Annotated in this window: 14 protein-coding genes and 4 pseudogenes; 12 read left to right on the top strand and 6 right to left on the bottom strand. The window is 62.9% G+C overall.

Going from position 1 to position 20,455, the window contains the following annotated elements:
* Positions 1-151 precede the first annotated feature (151 nt).
* Positions 152-1,630 carry a biotin carboxylase gene (locus CCUG20998_RS16395; protein ID WP_020725728.1) on the top strand — a complete coding sequence of 493 codons (1,479 nt, stop codon included), beginning with the start codon at positions 152-154 and terminating at the stop codon, positions 1,628-1,630.
* Positions 1,627-2,823, top strand: a complete 1,197-nt coding sequence (locus CCUG20998_RS16390) for a serine hydrolase domain-containing protein (RefSeq protein WP_020730582.1) — start codon at positions 1,627-1,629, stop codon at positions 2,821-2,823. The genes CCUG20998_RS16395 and CCUG20998_RS16390 overlap by 4 nt, the downstream gene beginning before the upstream one ends.
* 1,110 nt (positions 2,824-3,933) lie before the next feature.
* On the opposite strand, the pseudogene CCUG20998_RS28565 reads toward CCUG20998_RS16390, so the two are convergent.
* The 4 genes and pseudogenes from CCUG20998_RS28565 to CCUG20998_RS16365 form a co-directional block, all read right to left on the bottom strand.
* A pseudogene (locus CCUG20998_RS28565) lies at positions 3,934-4,348 on the bottom strand (hypothetical protein); the annotation flags it as partial.
* A gap of 277 nt (positions 4,349-4,625) precedes the next feature.
* Positions 4,626-5,795: a DUF3500 domain-containing protein gene (locus CCUG20998_RS16375; protein WP_240642857.1), complete on the bottom strand. Its 1,170-nt coding sequence runs from the start codon at positions 5,793-5,795 to the stop codon at positions 4,626-4,628.
* A gap of 95 nt (positions 5,796-5,890) precedes the next feature.
* A complete protein-coding gene (locus CCUG20998_RS16370; RefSeq protein WP_020730585.1) occupies positions 5,891-7,546 on the bottom strand; it encodes an FAD-dependent monooxygenase in 1,656 nt (551 codons plus the stop codon).
* A gap of 100 nt (positions 7,547-7,646) precedes the next feature.
* A complete protein-coding gene (locus CCUG20998_RS16365) occupies positions 7,647-8,438 on the bottom strand; it encodes an SDR family oxidoreductase (RefSeq protein ID WP_020730586.1) in 792 nt (263 codons plus the stop codon).
* A gap of 618 nt (positions 8,439-9,056) precedes the next feature.
* On the opposite strand from CCUG20998_RS16365, the gene CCUG20998_RS16360 reads away from it, so the two are divergent.
* The 3 genes and pseudogenes from CCUG20998_RS16360 to CCUG20998_RS16350 form a co-directional block, all read left to right on the top strand.
* Positions 9,057-9,830: a hypothetical protein gene (locus CCUG20998_RS16360; RefSeq protein WP_020730587.1), complete on the top strand. Its 774-nt coding sequence runs from the start codon at positions 9,057-9,059 to the stop codon at positions 9,828-9,830.
* 56 nt (positions 9,831-9,886) lie between these two features.
* A complete protein-coding gene (locus CCUG20998_RS16355; protein ID WP_036456373.1) occupies positions 9,887-11,488 on the top strand; it encodes an SIR2 family NAD-dependent protein deacylase in 1,602 nt (533 codons plus the stop codon).
* Positions 11,489-11,663: 175 nt separating this feature from the next.
* Positions 11,664-11,933, top strand: a pseudogene (locus CCUG20998_RS16350) (transposase); the annotation flags it as partial.
* 16 nt (positions 11,934-11,949) lie between these two features.
* Here CCUG20998_RS16350 and CCUG20998_RS16345 read toward each other — a convergent pair.
* Positions 11,950-13,011, bottom strand: a complete 1,062-nt coding sequence (locus CCUG20998_RS16345) for an IS110 family RNA-guided transposase (RefSeq protein ID WP_020729068.1) — start codon at positions 13,009-13,011, stop codon at positions 11,950-11,952.
* Positions 13,012-13,251: 240 nt separating this feature from the next.
* On the opposite strand from CCUG20998_RS16345, the pseudogene CCUG20998_RS16340 reads away from it, so the two are divergent.
* The 5 genes and pseudogenes from CCUG20998_RS16340 to queD form a co-directional block, all read left to right on the top strand.
* Positions 13,252-13,488 (top strand): annotated as a pseudogene (locus CCUG20998_RS16340) (IS3 family transposase); the annotation flags it as partial.
* 569 nt (positions 13,489-14,057) lie between these two features.
* Positions 14,058-15,251: a PPE domain-containing protein gene (locus CCUG20998_RS16335; protein ID WP_020730590.1), complete on the top strand. Its 1,194-nt coding sequence runs from the start codon at positions 14,058-14,060 to the stop codon at positions 15,249-15,251.
* 46 nt (positions 15,252-15,297) lie between these two features.
* Positions 15,298-16,470: a PPE family protein gene (locus CCUG20998_RS29080; RefSeq protein ID WP_036456377.1), complete on the top strand. Its 1,173-nt coding sequence runs from the start codon at positions 15,298-15,300 to the stop codon at positions 16,468-16,470.
* A gap of 260 nt (positions 16,471-16,730) precedes the next feature.
* Positions 16,731-17,267, top strand: a pseudogene (locus CCUG20998_RS28150) (integrase core domain-containing protein).
* A gap of 415 nt (positions 17,268-17,682) precedes the next feature.
* Positions 17,683-18,162: a 6-carboxytetrahydropterin synthase QueD gene (queD, locus tag CCUG20998_RS16320; protein ID WP_020730594.1), complete on the top strand. Its 480-nt coding sequence runs from the start codon at positions 17,683-17,685 to the stop codon at positions 18,160-18,162.
* A gap of 66 nt (positions 18,163-18,228) precedes the next feature.
* Here queD and CCUG20998_RS29305 read toward each other — a convergent pair whose 3' ends face one another.
* Positions 18,229-18,366 carry an excalibur calcium-binding domain-containing protein gene (locus CCUG20998_RS29305; protein ID WP_231389784.1) on the bottom strand — a complete coding sequence of 46 codons (138 nt, stop codon included), beginning with the start codon at positions 18,364-18,366 and terminating at the stop codon, positions 18,229-18,231.
* 492 nt (positions 18,367-18,858) lie between these two features.
* Between CCUG20998_RS29305 and CCUG20998_RS16310 the strand changes: the two genes are divergently transcribed.
* Together CCUG20998_RS16310 and CCUG20998_RS16305 are read left to right on the top strand one after the other, a co-directional pair.
* Positions 18,859-19,866: an LLM class flavin-dependent oxidoreductase gene (locus CCUG20998_RS16310; protein ID WP_012395018.1), complete on the top strand. Its 1,008-nt coding sequence runs from the start codon at positions 18,859-18,861 to the stop codon at positions 19,864-19,866.
* A gap of 23 nt (positions 19,867-19,889) precedes the next feature.
* Positions 19,890-20,360, top strand: coding sequence for an HD domain-containing protein (locus tag CCUG20998_RS16305; RefSeq protein ID WP_020730597.1), 471 nt, complete (start codon positions 19,890-19,892; stop codon positions 20,358-20,360).
* The last annotated feature ends 95 nt before the right edge of the window (positions 20,361-20,455 follow it).

Genomic DNA, 20,455 nt, shown 5'->3' with positions numbered 1-20,455 from the left:
GGCACCCCACATTTCGATACGACCACCTTCGGGTCCACACTGGACCAATGGAGGTATGCGAATTCACCGCCGTCGCGCTGACCGCACCGTCCCTACCGCCGCCGCCCCCGCGCCGGGCTCAAGGCTCGACGACACCGCGGCTGGTGCGATCGTGACCGCAGGTAATCCCGAGCCCAAGCCGCCCCGTGTGCTGAACGGTCTTTCGGACGTCCGCGCGTTCTTCCACAACAACAAGCTGCCGCTCTACTTCATCTCGCCGACGCCGTTCAACCTGCTAGGCATCGACCGATGGGTGCGAAATTTCTTCTACCTCACCTACTTTGACTCCTTCGAGGGCGCGCATTCGCGCGTGTTCGTGCCGCGGCGGCGTGACCGCAGGGATTTCGACGGCATGGGGGATGTGTGCAACCACCTGCTGCGTGATCCCGAGACGCTCGAGTTCATCGCGCGCCGGGGGCCCGGCGGCAAGGCCTGCTTTGTGATGCTGGACGGAGAGACCCAGGCCCTGGCGCGCCAGGCGGGGCTCGAGGTCATTCATCCCCCGGCGGAGCTGCGCCACCGGCTCGGCTCCAAGATCGTCATGACTCGCCTGGCCAACGAGGCGGGCGTGCCGAGCGTGCCGCACGTGATCGGGCGGGCCGGCTCCTACGAGGAGTTATCGACGCTGGCGCATGACGCCGGGCTGGGAGATGACCTGGTCATCGAGGCCGCATATGGCAACGCCGGCAGTGCGACGTTCTTCGTGCGCGGTGAGCGTGACTGGGACCAGTGCGCCGCTGACCTGGTGGAGCAGCCGGAAATCAAGGTCATGAAGCGCATCCGCAATGTCGAGGTGTGTATCGAGGGGACCGTGACCCGCCACGGCACCGTGATCGGCCCCGCGATGACGAGTCTGGTCGGTTACCCGGAGCTGACTCCGTCCAAAGGGGCCTGGTGCGGCAATGACGTCTGGCGTGAGGTGCTGCCGCCCGCCCAGACGCGCGCCGCGCGCGAGATGGTTCGAAAGCTGGGCGATGTCCTGAGCCGCGAGGGCTACCGCGGCTACTTCGAGGTTGACCTGTTGCACGATCTGGACGCAAACGAGCTCTACCTCGGCGAGGTGAACCCACGCCTGAGCGGGGCCAGCCCGATGACGAACCTGACCACCGAGGCCTACGCTGATATGCCGCTGTTCCTGTTCCACCTGCTCGAATACATGGACGTGGAATACGAGCTCGACATCGAGGAGATCAACACGCGCTGGGAACGCGGCTACGGCGAGGACGAGGTCTGGGGTCAGCTCATCATGTCGGAGACCTCGCCGGAGCTCGAGCTGTTCACCTCAACCCCACGCACCGGGGTGTGGCGCCTGCACCACGATGGCAGCGTGTCCTTCGCTCGTCAGGGCAACGACTGGGCCACGCTGCTCGACGAGTCCGAGGCGTTCTACATGCGGGTCGCCGCACCTGGCGACTTACGTTGCGAGGGAGCCCAACTCGGTGTGCTTGTCACCCGCGGGCATCTGCAGACCGACGACTACCAGCTCACTGAGCGCTGCCAGCGCTGGGTCAAGGGCCTCAAGGCGCACTTTGCCTCGACACCCCTGACGCCGGCCGCGCCGATCGTCTCGCGGCTCGTCGCACGCGCGTGAGCGGCGGCGTCCCGGCCGGTCTTTCGCTGGGCAATTGGCTCTCGTCACCGTATTCGCACTGGGCGTTCCAGCATGTCGAGGACTTCATGCCGACCGCGCTGATCTCGCGCGGGACCAACCCTGCCGTGGCGTTGCCCGCGGCCGGTGCTCCGGTCGCCGACATCGAGTTGACCGACACCGAGGGGGCGCCGACCACCGTTGGTGCGGTGATGGCCGGCACCGTCACCGACGGGTGGGCGGTGGCTCACCGCGGTGCGCTGGTGGCCGAGGAGTACCTCGATGGATTGCGGCCCCAGACGCGGCACCTGCTGTTCTCGGTGAGCAAATCGTTGGTGGCGGCGGTGGTCGGCGCGCTGTCTGGGGCCGGTGCGATCGACGTTGACGCGCCGGTCACGACATACGTTCCCGCCTTGGCGAACTGCGGCTATGCGGGTGCGACGGTGCGCCACCTGCTGGACATGAGATCAGGTGTTGGCTTCTCGGAGAACTACGACGACCCGGCCGCCGAAATACACGTGCGCGAGCAGGTGATCGGGTGGGCGCCCAAGCGCAATCCGGATGTCCCCGCCACATTGCGCGACTACCTGCTCACCTTGCGGCAGAAGTCGGCCCACGGCGGCCCCTTCGAATATCGCTCGTGTGAGACCGATGTACTCGGCTGGATCTGCGAGGTCGCCGGCGGCCAGCCGATGCCCGAACTGATGTCGCATCTGCTGTGGAGTCGCATCGGCGCCCAATGCGACGCCAGCATCGCGCTAGACACGGCCGGCCCGGCCGGCACCGGGATATTCGACGGCGGCATCAACGCCTGTCTTACCGACATGATCCGGTTCGGGTCGCTGTTCTTGCGCGACGGTGTCTCGTTGACCGGCCAGCAGGTGGTGCCGGCGGCGTGGATCGCCGACACGCTCGACGGCGGTACCGATTCGCGTCAGGCATTTGCTGCCAGCCCCGACGACACCAAAATGCCGGCCGGGATGTACCGCAACCAAGTGTGGTTTCCCTACCCGGGCAGCAACGTCGCGTTGTGCGTGGGCATGTGTGGCCAGTTGATCTACATCAACCGCGCCGCGCAGGTGGTCGGCGCCAAGCTGTCCAGCCGGCCGGCCTCTCAGGACGACCCGCAGCAACAGGCGAACACGCTGCGTGCATTCGACGCGGTGGCACGGGAATTGGGTGGAATCACCAGTTAGGCGGTGGTTTTCGCTGACCAACGCTCATCTGGGTGCTGAAGCGTCCTCACCTGGTTGACGCATCCTTTTTCATCTATCGGTCGGCGGTGGATCGTTCGCCGCATATACGATATTCGAGTTTCGGTTCACAAACGCGTATCCAGGAATATTAATTACGTCGGGCGCCTGTTTCTTCACATGATTTAATTGTTCCGGGCGCTCGATTCGAAGGCCATGGCCGGGCTGGCCGCTCTCGGCGGTGCCCTATTAGGGGGTATAGGTGTAATACTCATGGACTTCCATCGTCGACGACCATTGAGGAAATCCCGCGATTATTTCAGCGTCAGACGAGTCCGTCATGTCCGGTGGCGCATCACCTAGCCCATCGATGTGTCCAATGTAGATTCGAGCGGTTAATCCGGGGATGGACAGCCAGTCTAATTTCAAAATGTACTCCGTCTGGTTTTCGACTGGGGGCATCGCCGTCATACGAGCAGCGGTTTCAGGTCCACTCGCGTCTTTCGCCCACAACTCATCGCCGCGGGCCGCGGCCCCCGGGATGGTTTCCGGTATCCAATAGCCTCGTGTCGAGTACCACGGATGCTGCCGACTGGCGTCGTTTGACCAAGCGACCCTCCCGACGCACGTCAAGACGAGGAGGGCGGCGTTCGAATTTGTGGAATCGCACCACCGAATATCGAAGATGACGCCGACTCGTGAGCGCTGCGGGGAAAGTCGCATGTCAATAAATTCGGCTTCGTTGAGGGCGCCTCGATCAATTAATGGGTTGGGCCGCCCGGATGTCGGCAATCTGACATCCGGGGTGAGCTCATAGAGTTCACTGATTGAATCAGGTCTCATGTAGTGAGATTCTATCATTAATTTGGCAACGGTATGTGCGCAAATGGGTTTGTGGCTGACACGGTCCTTCCGGTGAACGGATCAACTTCTTGGCCCATTTTGTTGAGATAGTTTAAATATCCGTTAGGGTGTTGCGCGTTCGGTTCCATGACTCGGATTGATATGACACGTTGATTTGGAGTGATCGGATATAGCCATCCTTGTCCCGACTTCGTTGGGGTGTTTGAAATAAGACCCGGCGGAAGACCGGGAAGGTTGGCGGTGTGTTGTGTGTTGGCGGATGTCGGTCGCGAACGCTTGGGCTTGGGCATGGCGAGCTACCTGTTCCGCGGTGGTGCGGCTGGTTCGGGTGTCGGCGACCGAGAGGTCTTCTCCGGCAGTGAAACCGGCGTTGCGAGCGTCCTGGACGGCCTAGATGATCCTGCGTTGGGCGGTACCGATGGTTCCGGCGCCTTCCCAAGCGATCTTGCTGGCTTGGCGAAGTTGGTCGGCTTTGCTGCTCACGATCGCGAGGTCCGCGTTGGGTCGGGTGCATAGCGCCTCCCCGCCCGCATCTTCCCAGGTGATGCTGTGAGATTGGTTGCGGATCTGCAGGAATAGGTCTTCCTACTGATCGGCGGTGTTGGTCCAATACCGGGCCGCCGCGATGAGGCGCTCCGTGTCCCAGGCGTGGAATTTGTGACAGGGTGGCAACATCTAAACCTCTTGTGTACCTGGGGTCACCGTCTGGGCCGTCGCGGTCTCTTCGTTGCTGACATACCTGACCGCAGAAGCTTGCTCGAGAGGGGCCCTAAGCCCTGGCACCCGCCGGCCGGGCAAGCCGCTGATGCGCATATGGGATCACGCCTAGGCACGCGAGCGGCCAACGCCCTTCTTGTTGGTGACCGCACTTGACCCGAATCCGTATGCACCTTGAAGAAGCACTAAGCAAGTTGTCGCTCCGACGGGACTTGCGGCCCGCCCTATTGATTGAGCTCCAGCCCGGCCATCGAGCGCTGGTGCGCCTCGCAGTATTGCCGCACCAGAGCCATGCCGTAATCGTTGCCGTTGGGTGTGCGCACCAGCGTGTGGATGTGGAACCGCATGGCGGTGGGGTTGTTGAGAAAGACCCCGGCGTGATGATCGAACTCGATCAGGGTTACCGGGTTTTGAATCCGGTAGTAGAACGGATCTTCCGGGCCCGAACCGCCGATCCAGCAGAAATGCGTGCTGTCGAGCTGCTTTTGGATCTCGGCCATCCGTGCGGCCTTCGGACCATCGGGCAGGTGTCGGTGATAGACCTCGATGAGCTCGACGAGCTTGTCGCGGGAGGCCGCGCCGAAGTCCGCTGCCGGGGCTCCTTGATAGGGGATGACCCTGTTGTCCTGGCTGAACCCGCCCAGATGCAGATGGTCGAACGGACTGAGCCTGCCTTGCGGCACGGCGGGATCGTAGGCGCTGGGATAGAGCACGACGCGTTCACGCAGCTGCGCGGGAAGCGTCTCAAACAGCGCCATCGCGAGGTTTTCCTCGTCGGTGAAAAGGGTCAGGCCCCGGCGCGGACCTCGGTCGACCTCATTGGGTTCGGCTCCCCAGAAACACGGCGTCATGACCATCTGCTCGCCGACGAACTGACAGTTCAGCACGCAGTGATGGCCGTGCATCTGCCAGCCCCATGGTTCGGTCAACGACGGCTCGCCAAACAGCGTGAAGTTGTAGCTGTATTCGTTCATGATCAGCGGCGCCACCATGATCGTTCCGAGGAACCCGTTCACGTACATGCAGTTGCGCACCTTGGTGTAGCCGGCTTCGCTCAGCGTGGTCTTGAGGAAATCGAAGATGGCGGTTCGGGTTTCGGCGGTGACCTCGTCGAGGCGCAGGCCGTGGCGGAACAAGTAGAACTCCGGGTTGAGCCAGCGCCGCCGCAGCACCGAGGTCAGCGGATGAACGAGCTTGGCGCGTTCGGCGGGGGTCACCGTGGATAGCAAGTGGTTCGCCGCCTTGACCATGTCGGCGATGGGTGCGCCCTCGGCAGCAAGGTCGAACAGGCCCGGCTCGATCGTCCCGTCGGCACTCACCCCCTGAAACGGTGCATTGGACCTCTCCACGATGAGATCGAAGGGATTGTTGTCCCCCAAACCCAGACGCAGCATCTCGCCCACGTGGTCGGCGTAGGTTTCTGCGTCCACGTCCAGACCGGCGTAGCGCGGTGCGTCGTCGGGCGGGACGAACTCCCGGAACTTCGCGCTCATGCGATCGCCTCTGTTCCCAGCGGCTGACCCGTTTGCAAGTGGTTGCGCAATGAGCTGTGGATGCCGGGCCATGACTGCGGGCCGGCGGCTTTGGCGGCGATGTGTCCGTCGGGGCGCACCACCAGCGCCGCTCCCTCGTGCGCGAGTCCGGTCAGCTCCAGCCACCCCTGGTCGGCCACCGCGCCCGCAAGATCCACGATGGTGACCGGGAACTCCGAGCCCCCGGATGCCTCTCGCCAGGTGTCGGCCGCGCCCTGTATGAAGACGGTGAAGCCGGCTCGGTCCACCAAATCGATGATGGGCACCACATCCACGGCACCGGTCTTGACCTGAGCGTGCGGCAACCGTCGTCCCACGGCGGCCGATGGGGTGAATGAGGTTGCATCGGCGACCTCTTGGTTGGGCCCGTAGCCGTAGCCCAGTTGCAGCCCAGGGCTGTTGAAGCCGATGGAGTTCTGCTGGACGAGGTTGTCGAGGCGCTCCGCAGCCATGGTGTGCAGGGTTCCGTCCAAGGCCGCCGTCGCAAGCTCGGCTAACGCCTGGATGTGGATTTCGAAGTTCTCCAAGGAGCGCAGCGTGTTCGCGATCGCTATCGGCCGGCGTTCGGTGGAATAGCTCTGCAAAAGGGCCTCACCGGCCCAGCCGTGGATCACCGCGGCGAGTTTCCAGGCCAGGTTGGCGCCGTCTTGGATGGCGGTGTTCATGCCCAGCCCGCCGGTCGGCGGCAGCCGGTGTGCCGCGTCGCCGATCAGGAAGCACGGGCCGGCCTGGAATTGGTCGGCCACTCGCGCCGTCAAGACCCAGGGCGAGAGCTTGAGCACCTCGAATCCGATATCGTCACTTCCGATAACCTTGCGCACCCGGTCGATGATCGTGTCCATCTCGGGAACGTTCTCGCCGTCGTAAGGCGATCCGCAGATCCACTCGATCGTGTTGTCGTGGCCGGGCTGGCCTAGGCCGTGGATGACCGCGACGCCGGCCACCTCCGGGTCCACCAGCGCATACAAGACCGCCGGATGATCGGTCAGCTGCTCGCGCATATCGGCGACCACGTGGGCGTTGATCTGATGGCTGGGCTGGCCATAGGTATGCATGGATATCCCGAGGCTTTCCCGGACCGCGCTGTTGGCGCCGTCGGCGCCGATCAGGTACCTGCTGCTGAACTTGACTTGCCGGTCATCGACGGTCGCGGTGGAAACCACTTTGCCCTTGTCGACCTGTGCGCCGGTCCAACGCCCGCAGACCCACTCGATGCCAGGGCGCTGACGCACATCGTCTTCGACGATCGCTTCGAAGCGCGGTTGGGAGAGGTTGATTCGTGGCCGGGCGGTCCATTCCGGGGACTGGTACTCGTAGGCGATGGTGCCGAGCTGTTCGCCGAACAGCCGAGTCGCGAATCGAACGAATCGATCCCATTCCGGGGGGTGCGCGTCGGCGCTCATGCGGTCCACGTCCAACCCCGCTTGCACACAGATGTCAAGGGTGACCGGGCCAACGACGTGCGCCTTGGGCAGGGCAAGCCGGGACGGGAAGCGCTCCAGGATCCGCACTGTCATCCCAAGCCGTTCGAGCAGAGCGGCGGTGACCATGCCGGCCGGTCCGGCGCCCACAACCAGAACATCGGATTCTGCTGGCAACGTTGCATTGCTCACTGGCGCAACCTCCTTGTGTCGGTGATCGGGACTGTGCCGCCGATGCTCGCGCGGTGGCGTCGGGCCCCCAACAACGTCCGGCGCCCTGGTACCGGGCGATTCATGCGCCGCCGCCCATGACCGGTCCTCCGCCATTGACGGGCAGACTCACGCCGGAGATGTACCCCGCTTGTTCGCTGCACAGAAAAGCGCATGCGGCGCCCACTTCCTCGGGCCGTCCGAGCCGCTTCGCCGAGGTGACGCTGGCCTGCCGCCGCCGAATTTCCTCGAACGCGACACCGCTGCTCTCGGAGAGCAATTGCGCCATCTGTAGCTGTCGGGGGCTGTCGATGAGCATCGGCAGCAGCTGATTGATTGTCACGTTGTCGGCGACGCTGTCGTGTTGAACGCCCTTCATCGCCGTGGTCAGTGCGCTGCGTGCGCCGGCCGAGGCGATCATGCCCGCCACGGGTGACTCGACCATCTCGGAGGTGATGTTGACGATTCGCCCGAAGCGCCGATCCCGCATGCCCGGCAGGTAGCGCTGGACGAGATGGATCGGTACGTAGTAGTGCAGCCGCAGGCTCTCGGCCAGGTCATCGTCGGTGACGCCAATGATGTCGGCAGGCCTGGGCCCGCGGTTGTTGGTCACCAAGATGTCGAGTTGATCGACCTGGTCGAAGATCGCTTGCACCCCGGTGTCGGTGGTCAGGTCGGCTGTCACAAACCGGCAGCTGGCGCCGTGCGTTGCCAAGGCCCCAATCTCGGTCGCGGCCCGCTCGAGCTTGTCGGTTTCACGACCATTGATAACGACGCTGACGCCCTCGGCGATCAGTGCGCTGGCACAGGCGCGGCCCAGGCCTTGGCTGGAGGCCGTAACCAGTGCGGTGCGGCCGGCGATTCTCAGATCCATGCGTGGCGCACCTCTTCGTCTCGCGAATATCTGGAGCCCATCATTTATGGAGTCGGTTAACGTGCACGAAACCTGCTATCTCGACGTAGCCTACGTCTGCTTGCAGCCTCGGCGGTGACTTTCTTTTGACGCCGGCATCCGCGGGGGAATCGCCACCGAGTTCCCCATCAATGGATAGTTCGGGTTTGGCCGACGCCATTCGCCTCGAGGCCGGATGCGCGCGGGGGCGACCGCATCGACGGCGCCCGAACCAACTCCTGCCTGCGGCGACGGGTAGTGGGTCCAAGGACTAGCTGTTCTTATCGCGGAGGCCCGAATTCCCTTACTCCGGTATTCAATTGAGTCGAAGGCGCGAATTCGATCCAAGGGGACCCTTGGCCGGTTCGGAAAGGGAGGTCGATGAAGACGACGAACATCCTGCCAATGATTGGACGGTTGGCGTTGGTCATCGCGATGAGCGTGCTCAGCGCGTCGTGTCCACTGCGCCGAGACAAATAGGGACTGAAATTCGCGGGCTTCGCCGGCAGCGTCGATGGCGATATCCTGCTGGTGGAACTGTGATCGCGGTGCCCCGCCGTGCCGCGATCCCCGGATCGGAGACGTCCTAGAGGAGTACCGATGGCGGCCACCGCAGTCCCGCTGGCCGGTGCCAAGCCCGTCATCGCCACGCTGCCTCCGTCGCGGGGTTTGCGCGTCACTTGGATCGCCGCGTTCGGTTCGCTGGTCCTGGGCTTTCCGCTCTACACCTACCTGGTGTTCCACGGCCATCGCGATCGCGGGCTGATGGCCGACCTGCTGGCCGTTCAAGCCACCCTCGCCTACTTCGTGGGCATCTTTGCGGCGTTCCTGCCGATCCCGTCGTTGCGGTGCTGGACCAGGTTCGAACGTTTGCAGGCGGTCGTACTGCCGTTCGTGATCTGCTCCTACATCACCCACCTGACGTGGGAGCTGGGGTGGCTGATCCTGCACAAGCCGATCGCCGGGGCTCGCAGCAGTGCCTGGGCCTACCCGTGGTGGGCCTACATCGACGGCGGGGATCTGCGCTACCTCAACCCGGATCCGCACTTCTTGATGATCGAGGTGCTATCGGTGATCAACGCGTGCGTCGGTGTCACGGGACTGGTCCTGCTGAAACGCTCGCAGTTCACCGATTACCGCGGCACCTTGCTTGTCATGTCCACAGCTGTCACTCACACGGTATTGACCTGGTACTACTACGGCAGCGAAATCCTCGGTGGCCTAACGGCAGTGAACACTTCGAGCTTCCTGGACCTCGGCGTGAAGTTCATCCTGCTCAACGCACCCTGGCTCATCGCACCGTGGCTGGTGGTTGCCTGGGGCTACCAAACGCTTAAACGCCAATTCACGCCGATCGCCTCCGCCACAGGCTGACGGCGGCGAACCCGCCGGTCCCGGTTTCGGATGCGCTATGGCAGGATCGGTAATCGATGGGCGGGCATCTTTTTATTGTCGATGGTGATCTCACCAAGATTGCGTGCGACGCTATCCTCATCCCCACTGATGACGATTTCAGAATCAACAATCACTGGGCAACATTTCTGGGCGATGACCACCAACTCGAGTTGGCGCAACTCAGACAAAACCCGGCCCGGGGCTGGGGATCGAGCACGGTCAAACCCCTTGAGTGCGTTGCGGAAAAGCCTCAGGTGTGGCTTGGCAAGATCGGTCGAGCCGACGGACAATTGGACTTCACGAAGTTAGATCCCTCGGTGACCGAGTTCGTCAAGATGGCCACCGAAGAGGCAAAGTCACGCAATGTCAATCCAATTTACAATTGGCCGCTACCCCGCCTCGCAGTCAATATCGTTGGATCCGATCATGGCGGCGGATCGCAGAAGAAAGGCCATTTGGTCCGCGGGCTTGTTCATACCTTGAGCGACCTCGCCAACGAACACGGCGTAGACATCGTCCTGGTCGCCTTCGGCGCGAAGTCCTATGCCGCCGCGCAACGCGCACGCCGCCAGCGGATCGGGGTCAGCGACGAAAACCTCAGGTTGGCGTGGCCTTTCGAAGATGCTCCGGTCGATCTGCTGGCAGCGGCTCGCGAGCTGGCCCACCAGGCCATCAACAGCCATCTGGTGCTATTCGTCGGCGCGGGAGTCAGTGTGGGGGCTGGGCTGCAGCCCTGGAAGGACCTGCTGCGCGACGTGGCGGCAACCGAGGCGATGTTTACCGATCACGCCCTGGAACAGCTCGCCAAGAGAGATCCACGCGACCAGGCCACCATCTTGGAACGCCGCCTGGAATCGTTGGCGACCACCCTGAAGACCGTGGTCGCTCGTCGCCTCGAAAAACCCTGCTACGCACTGGCGCACGGCTTGCTCGCCTCACTGCCCAGCAAGGAAGCCGTCACGACCAACTTCGACGAACTGTTCGAGACCGCGTGGACGACCGGCAATCGCTCACTGGCCATCCTTCCCGACAGCGCCGTCGACACCGGCGGTCGGTGGCTGCTCAAGCTGCATGGCTCCGTCACCGAGTCGCACAAGATGATCTTGACGCGGTCCGACTATCTGGACATGCCGCGCCAGTACGGAGCGCTGATCGGTCTGGTCCAGGGACTTCTGATGATGCGCCACATGATGTTCGTCGGTTATTCATTGCAGGATGAAGACTTTCATGAACTGATTCACGAGGTCCGCGTCGCGCAGGGCTACAAGGATGGCCTGAAGCTGCGAGGGACCGTGCTGACCTTGCAGGAAGACGAGCTGGATCGCGACCTGTGGCGGCAGGATCTGGTGATCGTTCCCATGTCGAAGCCGCGAGTCTCGCTGGAGGTGGCGAGTCGTCAACTCGAGATGTTCCTCGATCTCGTCGGCTACCTTTCAGCCACGTCGGCGGCGTTCTTCCTCGACGAAACCTATGATGAGCTCTCCAAGGACGAAACGATCCTTCGCGACGCGTTGAACCAACTTGTGGAGCACCTCGATGGCGACCCGAAAAGCCGCGAAGACGACACCGTCGCCTACAAGGTCAGGCACTTCCTGCGTGAAGAGCTGGGCGCTGATGTCAAAGACGTACCAAATTAGCGGCATCCTCCCGTAACCGCGCAGGCAGTATTCTTGAACACCAGTCCCGCGCAACGTGATTAACGGAGTCGGACAGTCGCTCGCGGGTGATGCCCATGGCCTGACCCCGATCGGTTGATGCATGGCTCAGGGGGTCTTGCGGCCCATGTTGTGGGCAGGAAGGCTCGACAAGATCATGGCGATGAGGAAGCGGCACAGCCCGGAGTGGATTGCGTGCAAGCTGATGGCCGCGGATCGGCTGCTGGTCGAGGGTGAGGACACCGCGGCGGTGTGCCGCGATCTCGGGGTGTCTGAGGCCAGCTATCACCGCTGGCGTAACCAGTTCGGCGGTTTGAAGGCCGAGGACGCCGAGAAGCTCGAGGACCTCGAACGCGAGAACGCTACGTTAAAGCGGTTGCTGGCTGATGCTGAGTCGGAGAAGGACGCGCTGCGGGAGATCGCGAAGGACGCTCCTATAGATGTCAAGTGCTGAGTTGGGCGTAGTCGGCGCGTAGTGCGTCGAAGATTTCGCGGGCCAGGTAGCGCTTCTGGCAGCGAATGATTTCGGGCATGGACAGGCCCTCGGTGGTGCGGCGGTCGGCGTAGGCGCGGCTGCGGGGGTCGTAGCGCAGCCGGACGACTGTGGCGATGTGTAGGGCGCTGTTGGCGGCCCGGTCGCCGCCGCGGTGCAGTCGGTGTCGGTGGGTTTTGCCCGAGGATGCAGGGATGGGGGCGACCCCGCAGAGGTGGGCGAAGGCGGCTTCGCTGCGTAGCCGGTCTGGGTTATCGCCAATGGTGATCAGCAGTGCGGAGACGGTGTCTGGACCGAGCCCGAATACGGCACTAGTGGCGGGTGCTGCAGCTTGGGTCAGGTCATTGAGTTGCATTCGCAGAGTCCGTGTTTCGGTATTGAGGTGTTGAGCGCGCAGAGCCATCGAACGTAAGGCGTGTTTAGCTGCCTGGACGGGGTCGGCGAGTTTGGTCAGGTCGGGACGCAGGTGTGCGCAAGCGGTAACAAGCTGCGCGGAGGTTAGGGAACGCAGCTGGGTGCGTAGCGGCTCGGGAGCGGTGATGACGAGCGAGCGCAGGGTGTTGAGGGTGGCGGTGCGGGCCTGGACCGCTCCGTTGCGGGTAACGCGGAGCATTCGGATGGCTTCGATCGGGCCGTCGGCCAGTTTCGGGGCGCCGCTTGCTTTGCCTGCCAATACCGTTCGTGCAGCGGCTTCGGCATCGATCGGATCGCTTTTGCCCCGTTGGCGGCGGATACGCCGGTCAGGGCGCGGAACTTCGAGCACGTCGATGCCTTGATCGTGCAGGTAGCGGGCCAGCCCCGCCCCGTAGGCCCCGGTTCCTTCGACACCGACACCGACTAGGCCAAGTTTTCCCTTGCTGCGCATCCATGTCAGCATCGAGGCGTAACCGGCTGGTGTGGTGGGGAATTCGGCATCGGCAATCAGCCGGCCGTTGACGTCGATGACCGCGGCGTGATGGGTTGCCGTATGGGTGTCGACGCCGCCGATGATGGATCGTTTGTTGCGCGTCATCTCAGGCCCGGTTCCTTTCCTTGGCCGGGCGCCGTGCGCAGAGGGTGGACAGGCCAGTGATGGGCCGTCGGGTGAAGCACGCTCCTATCAGGTCACACCCTTCGCGCCGAAGCCCGAGTTCTCTGTGTGGTCGGGCGCCGGCCCCGCAGGCTCGACAGGTCCAAAGAAAGGCACCACGATCAGCCAGGAAATTTCGGGGTCACAACCTCGGAGCCAGCGTCCAGAAACCATCATCACTGGAAACTTCTAAGCCCGGAGCGCCGGCGGGCGGCTGTTCGTCATCTCCAGCGCGTGCTGGCGGTCAGCGAACGGTTCGCCTGCCGCGTCACCGGGCAACAGCGTGCTACCCAACGTCACGAATCCTGCGCAGCGCCGCCCGAGGGCCCAGACGGCGCACTGCGGGACTGGCTGCGCCAGTACGCCAAGGACCATCCCCGTCGTGGTTTCCGTCCTGCCTACTATGACGTCCGCGCCGAGACAGCGCTTCTGCGCAAATAAGACCGGAATGGTCGACATCCGGCCGAATCGAGAACGGGCTGGACTCGGTAACAGGGACTCGCCCGACCCGTTTTTGGTCATGATCACTCGAACGCGGGTGATACAGGCGTTATGAAGAATCTATGAGTGAATGGCGTTTGCCCAGGAAGGCTTGCGGCGGCTCCGGATGGCTTCGGTAACGTCCACCCCGGGCGGTGTCGGGAAGCCCTTGGGTCAACGCTGATCGGTGCAGACGCGAGAGGTACTTCACGGGTGAATGGTGTCGCCGATGGTGCTGGCGTGGTGTCGCATTTCACGTGAATAATATTGCGGTAAAGAGGAATTAATGGAGCTGGTGAAGGCTGGACGCAATGAGAATGATCTCGCCCGTCGCGCCAGCGGATCGGTTAGGGGTCGAGGGCGACGGCCAGCCAAGCACCAGCTGATGTAGCGGCGGACGCGGACGCGTATCGCTTGAGCAAGCGGTCGCGCCGGCGTTGCTGGACCGAATCACGGGTCCTGCGTTAGACGTAGAGATGCGACGACGAGTAGTTCCTGGAAAGGCCTTGATGACCGCGTCTGTTTGGATGGCTTCGCCGCCGGAAGTACATTCGGCATTGTTGAGCGCGGGCCCCGGCCCCGGCCCACTGCATGAAGCCGCGACGGCATGGACGGCACTTTCTGCCGAACACGCCTCGGTAGCAGAGGAACTCAGCACTATCCTAGGCGGGGCGGCCGCGGCGTGGGAGGGGCCGAGCGCGCAGAGCTATGTCGACGCGCACGCGCCGTACTTGGCGTGGTTGAACACCACCAGCGCCGACTACGCGGCGACGGCGGCCGAGCACGAGGTGGCGGCCGGGGCCTACACCAGTGCGCTGGCTGCGATGCCGACACTGGCGGAGCTGGCCGTCAACCACACCACCCACACGGCGCTGGTCGCGACCAATTTCTTTGGGCTCAACACCATCCCCATCACGCTCAACGAAGCCGACTACGCGCGGATGTGGGTCCAAGCGGCCACCACCATGAGCGCCTATCAAGTCGTCTCGGGCGCGACGCTGGCCTCGATGCCCCACGCCACACCAGTCCCGCCCATACTCAACACCCAAATCGGCGCAACCCCCACTCCTCTGAAACCTGTTGGACCGGGCCCACTTTCGCGCTTCTTGATCGCCCTCGAGGTACTCTGGTGGGCCCCTGGGGCGTTTCTGGAAGCCATTGTTACAGGACAGTATTTGCTAGCGGCGGGAGTTGTGCTGATAGCGTTAGTGGTATTTGCATTACTCCCCCTATTTCTTGTTACTGATATTCTCGCGGCTTTTCCCATATTGATGCCGATACTAATTGGATTGATGGCACTGGCAGCGGCGTTTGGCGCGCTGCTCGCCTCCTTGGCGTCTGTTCTTGGCCCGGTGGCATCGATTGCGGTACCGGTGGCGTTGGCCGGCGCCGAGCGCGGCTTATCGGCTGTGTTCAATATTGATATCGCCCAAAACCTCCCTCTGCTGCTGGGCTTCTACACCCAGCCAGCAACGCTGCTAATCTCACCCGCCGACGCCGGACTGTCGACAGCAACGCCAGCCCCCGCGCCGCCAAGCCCGATAGCCACGGCGATGGTCGGTGAACACCATGCTCGAATACCGGGCTCCCCGGGAACCGCCCATGCGGAGTCTCTTCAATTCCCGGCCGGGGTAGCGGATTTCGAACCCGGCCATCTCGGTGGGGGCCCGCAACTGCCGATGCTGCCCGCTACCTGGGTGTAGCAGACCCGGATGTGTTGGTGGCGACTTTGATTTCGAAGGGGTTTTGATGGTGGGGTCCGCCTGGATGGCTTTGCCACCAGAGGTGCATTCGGCGTTGCTCAGCGCGGGCCCTGGTCCAGGCCCGTTGCGGGAGGCGGCGGCGGCATGGACGGTACTTGCCGCCGAGCACGCCTCGGCCGCAGAGGAACTCACCTCCATCGTGGGCGGGGCCGCCGCGGCATGGGAGGGGCCGAGCGCGCAGAGTTATGTCGATGCGCATGTGCCATACCTGACGTGGTTGGCCACGACCAGTGCCGACTACGCGGCGACTGCAATCGAGCACGAGGTGGCAGCTGACGCCTACGTCGGTGCGCTGACAGCGATGCCGACACTGGCGGAGCTGGCCGCCAACCGAACCACCCACACGGCGCTGGTCGCGACCAATTTCTTTGGGCTCAACACCGTCCCCATCACGGTCAACGAAGCTGACTACGCGCGGATGTGGGTCCAAGCCGCCACCACTATGGATGCCTACCAAGTGATCTCGGGCACGGCACTTGCTTCGATGCCACACACCACACCAGCCCCGCTCATCCACAACGCTGAACCGCTCATCCTCGAACCCGAAATCGAAATAGCCAAATTCATCACAGACCCCGTCGGGTCTGCCGTCATGGGGATTTGGGAAATGTTTTTGTTGCTTTTGGATAATATAGTCCAGCTCTTGGTTCTTATCGTTGCGGGGCAATTCCTTATCGCATTTTTGCAGCTGATCTGGACCCTGGCCATATTCGTATTGCTTCTGGTGGAAATTATAAAAGAATTTGCATTCTTCCTGGTTGTCGCCGGTCTCGCGGCTCTAGGGGCGTGGCATGTACTGCTGGGGCTGGAGTTGTGCATCGTGTCGGCGCCCTTGGGGGCATGTGTGCTGTCTTGCGTCGAGAGGGGCTTATCGGCCGCGTTCAATATCGATATCGCGCAGAGCCTCTCATTCTTGCCTAGCTTATATGGTCAGCCGGCACCTCTGGGAATGCTGCGGGCTGACGGGGGCGCTGCGAGCGCTACACTCGCTTCCGCACACAACGGTGAACTGCGAATGCCAAACGATGCCTCACCGGTGGAGTCGACGGACAATGGGCGGCCAAGCATGGTGTCGCAGGTGCAGCTCTTGACGACAACCGCGCCCGGTTATTCATCTACAACAGCTCCGGCGCTACCTTCCTTACGCACAAGTTGCTGAAGCCCTTACGAACAAGTTGCTGAAGCGCCGAGGCTTCGCCGCAACCTCTTACAAGGTGTCTTTCACATCCCCTGCAGGACTGGCGATGCCAGTGGTGAAGGTGGATTGAAATTACGCTTGCTGCAAAAGGCTTGGGCGAGTTACACACCAGGTTCAGTGCTCGTGAAGGGTAACCGGAGCTGGCCTGACCCCGATCGGTTGATGCATGGCTCATGGGGGTCTTGCGGCCCATGTTGTGGGCAGGAAGGCTCGACAAGATCATGGCGATGAGGAAGCGGCACAGCCCGGAGCGGATTGCGTGCAAGCTGATGGCCGCGGATCGGCTGCTGGTCGAGGGTGAGGACACCGCGGCGGTGTGCCGCGATCTCGGGGTGTCTGAGGCCAGCTATCACCGCTGGCGTAACCAGTTCGGCGGTTTGAAGGCCGAGGACGCCGAGAAGCTCGAGGACCTCGAACGCGAGAACGCTACGTTAAAGCGGTTGCTGGCTGATGCTGAGTCGGAGAAGGACGCGCAGCGCCTATCCACACGTACCGCGTCGTGACAACGGCCCCGAATTAGCCTGCACGGCAATGGCTGAGTGGGCCGACAGTTAGGTCGGGCTGCACTTCATTCCGGCCGGCGAGCCATGGCGAAACGGGTACGTCGAATCGTTCAACTCCCGCATCCGCGACGGGTGCCTCAACATCAACAGCTTATGGTCTCTGGCCCAGGCCCGCGTGATCATCAGCGACTGGAAACACGACTACAATCACTATCGCCCCACTCGGCCCTGGGCTACCAACCTCCGGCCCGCTAGGCAGGCACTTGACCCACCGATGAACGACTCTCGTTCGCGTGGACCAGTTCACGATGTCCGGCCACCCATGCTGTGGTGGCGACACCGGCGGAGTCAGCGGGGTAGCAGAGCATGGCCAGCCCGGGCACGCCGCATCCGCGCGATAGCGGCAGCAGTCCTTGTTGAGTCGGTAGTCTGATACGCGTGGCACCCGTTCGGGCTTTGCCGTCCAAAGTCCAGATTTTCCGAGGCCATGTCTTATAAACTCCGAAAGTGCACGCAGCGCGGGCGGGGTACGGGTGGGCGATAACCATCGGTCACGCAGAATCGCCGCGGAATTTTGCTCGTGCATCAATTGGCGTCACCGGGGTTACCGGTGCCTTCAGCGTCCTAGGCGTCAGTTGAATATCCAAACTCGCAAGGACCGAGGAATATCATGACGGATACGGCAGAAATTTACTGCGAGTTCACGTTTGAGTCAGCCCACCGGCTCCCCAACGTTCCGGCAGGGCACAAGTGCGGACGCCTGCACGGCCATTCTTATCGGGCGCGCATCTACATCGAAGGTCCGGTCGATCCGCGGGCCGGCTGGATCGTCGACTTCGGCAAAATCAAGGATGCCTGCAAGCCGGTAATCGCACGGCTCGACCACTACTACCTCAATGAGATTGACGGGTTGGAGAACCCGACCAGCGAGCACCTTTCCATGTGGATCTGGCGCGAGCTGGCAACGCTGCTTCCGATGATGTCTGCGGTGAGTGTGTCGGAGACTTGCAGCTCCGGGTGCATGTATCGAGGCCCCAGGGTGAGCGCTAGTGAAAGCGATGTCGAATACCCGAGCATGCGGCGACGGCCAGAAGCCGCCGGTGAGCAGGTCGGCGTCTCGGGTTTGCACCAGCCCATATCCTCGCGCTGACATTTTCCCCGGTCAGCCGCGCCGCCGTGGTCGTCGCGGCGAGAGCGCGCTATAGCCGATACTCGCTCAGCTCTCGCAAGCTACGCCGTCGTTGTCGCGATCTTGGGCGGGACAGTATTCCGGATCGCCCAGGGGAATGTCGTACCTGCCGTGTCGATGTGCGTCGGTGCAATTTCGGTAGATGCAGATTCCGTTTGAACTCATCTCGGTGCAATTCGCATCGGCAGGCTCAGCGCGACCTATCGGCGCGGTGGTCCCAGTGACCATTCCCCAGCTGGCGGCCGCGATTGCTGCAGCGGCGAACAGTGTACGAATCATATTGATCCGCTCCTCACGAGGATGCCTGATCCTGTGTCCCGGAGCGTACGCTCGCCCGGTTACTCGCACAATGGGGATCAGGGCTATTCAAACCGGATCTGAACAGCGGTTTTGATTCCGCTGGGGCCATCTCGTCCGCGCTTCGCTGGCGCAATGGAAGATCGCGCCGGGTTTCTGGCTCCGGTGACACGTCCACTAGTTCCGGCCTGGGTTACCGGCAACGCGCCCCACCATATTCTCCGGATCAATATCGGGGCGACCGGATACGATCGCCAAATGGCTGCGTTGAGCCCGGCTGATGATTTGCCGGCGCACGGTCACTGCTCGAGGGCGCCAACCGCAATTTCCCAACCACACCGTCCCTGGTGAAGGGCCAACATGAGAACCATCGAGACCACCGTTTCCTTCGATATGCGCGCGCCCGAATGGGGTGCTCCGACCGCTGAGCTCTATCGCGCCGCAATCGAGATGGCCGCTTTCGCCGACGGCATCGGCGTCGACAACATCAGCGTCATGGAACATCACGGTTCCGAAGACGGCTATCTGCCGCAGCCGTTCACCATGGCGGGTGGGATGGCCGCGGTGACCAAGCATGCCCGCCTGCTTATCGGCGCGGTGGTGCTGCCGCTGCACGATCCCGTGCTGGTCGCCGAACAGATCGCCATCGCCGATCTGATGTCGGGCGGGCGCATCAACGTGACCTTCGGCGCTGGCTATGTGGCATCGGAGTTCGCGATGTTCGGCAAGTCGCTGGCCGATCGGGCCAAGCTCATGGACTCGGGCATCGAGACGATCATCCGGGCGCTGCGTGGCGAGACGTTCGAAGCCGACGGCCGCCCGGTGTGTGTGCGCCCGCTGCCGATACAGAAGCCCGAGGAGATCATCTTGGTCGGCGGCGGCGTCAAAGCCTCGGCCCGTCGCGCCGCGCGCTTCGGTCTCGGATTCCTGCCAATGGTTCCCGACCTGGTGGATGTTTATCTCGAAGAATGCCGCAAACACGGTCGTGAGCCGGGGCTTTACTTTCGGCCGATGCTCATCCCGATCAGCATCCATCTATGCGAAGACCCCGAGCGTGGCTGGGCCGCAATCGAACGCCATGCCATCCATGTCATCACCGAGTACGCCAAATGGGCTGAGCAGGAAGGCGATGCGTCCAATTCGCCGTTCAAGTCGCTGACCGATCCCGCCGTGCTGCGCCAGGCGGGTCTGTTCGCGGCTTGGACACCGGATGATCTGCTGGCCAGAGTGCCTGACATGGTCGACCGGTCGGGATTTGCGTTTCAACCGCTGCTGGGCGGTCTGTCACCCGAGGAAGGCTGGAAGAGCCTCAAACTGCTCGAGCAGACAATGCCCAAACTGAAGGCCGCGATTGCGGCATTGGACTAGGTAGCGCTGGTAAGGGCGGAGACGTGGACCACATCGCAATTGCCGACTCGATCGCCACCGCGGCTCACGCCGGCCAGCTCGACAAGGCCGGGCTGCCCTACCTGGGTCATGTGCGCCGGGTTGCGGTCTATGTCGATCCGGCCAACGCCGAGGCCGCGGTGGCGGCTTTGCTGCACGACGTCATCGAGGACTCGGGTATTACGGCCGCCCAACTCGCTGAGCAAGGCATCCCCGCCAGCGCGATCGATGCCGTCGAGCGGCTCACCCGACGCGATCATGTCTCACCCGACGACTACTACCGGCGCATCCGCGAACACCCGATCGCTCGCGAGGTCAAACTCGCCGACCTGGCCGACAACACCGACCCGGAACGCATGGCAATCCTCAGCGACGCTGATCGCGCCAGATTGACCAGCAAGTACGCGCACGCTTACCGGGCGCTCGGTGCCGACTTCGGCGATGGTGCCGAGCGCAGAGCCCGCGCCAACCGCTAGCACCGCGAGCAGACACAGAATCGCACCCGCGCGGAGCCCGCGGTGCGATTCTGTGTCTGCTCGCCAAGACCGGGCGAGAGGCAAACCCCAGGCAA

The sequence above is a fragment of the Mycobacterium marinum genome, from assembly GCF_003391395.1.
GTDB classification, from domain to species: Bacteria; Actinomycetota; Actinomycetes; order Mycobacteriales; family Mycobacteriaceae; genus Mycobacterium; species Mycobacterium marinum.
Note: the sequence above shows the minus strand (reverse complement) of the source record. Positions and strands in the feature narration are given on the sequence as shown.

Excerpts from the sequence above, each read along its gene's own strand:
- CCUG20998_RS16345 (WP_020729068.1), bottom strand. The coding sequence starts at position 13,011 with ATGACGCGCAACAAACGATCCATCATCGGCGGCGTCGACACCCATACG.
- CCUG20998_RS16310 (WP_012395018.1), top strand. The coding sequence starts at position 18,859 with ATGAGAACCATCGAGACCACCGTTTCCTTCGATATGCGCGCGCCCGAA.
- CCUG20998_RS16365 (WP_020730586.1), bottom strand. The coding sequence starts at position 8,438 with ATGGATCTGAGAATCGCCGGCCGCACCGCACTGGTTACGGCCTCCAGC.
- CCUG20998_RS16335 (WP_020730590.1), top strand. The coding sequence starts at position 14,058 with ATGACCGCGTCTGTTTGGATGGCTTCGCCGCCGGAAGTACATTCGGCA.
- CCUG20998_RS29080 (WP_036456377.1), top strand. The coding sequence starts at position 15,298 with ATGGTGGGGTCCGCCTGGATGGCTTTGCCACCAGAGGTGCATTCGGCG.
- CCUG20998_RS16375 (WP_240642857.1), bottom strand. The coding sequence starts at position 5,795 with ATGCTGCGTCTGGGTTTGGGGGACAACAATCCCTTCGATCTCATCGTG.
- CCUG20998_RS16355 (WP_036456373.1), top strand. The coding sequence starts at position 9,887 with ATGGGCGGGCATCTTTTTATTGTCGATGGTGATCTCACCAAGATTGCG.
- CCUG20998_RS16360 (WP_020730587.1), top strand. The coding sequence starts at position 9,057 with ATGGCGGCCACCGCAGTCCCGCTGGCCGGTGCCAAGCCCGTCATCGCC.
- queD (WP_020730594.1), top strand. The coding sequence starts at position 17,683 with ATGACGGATACGGCAGAAATTTACTGCGAGTTCACGTTTGAGTCAGCC.
- CCUG20998_RS29305 (WP_231389784.1), bottom strand. The coding sequence starts at position 18,366 with ATGAGTTCAAACGGAATCTGCATCTACCGAAATTGCACCGACGCACAT.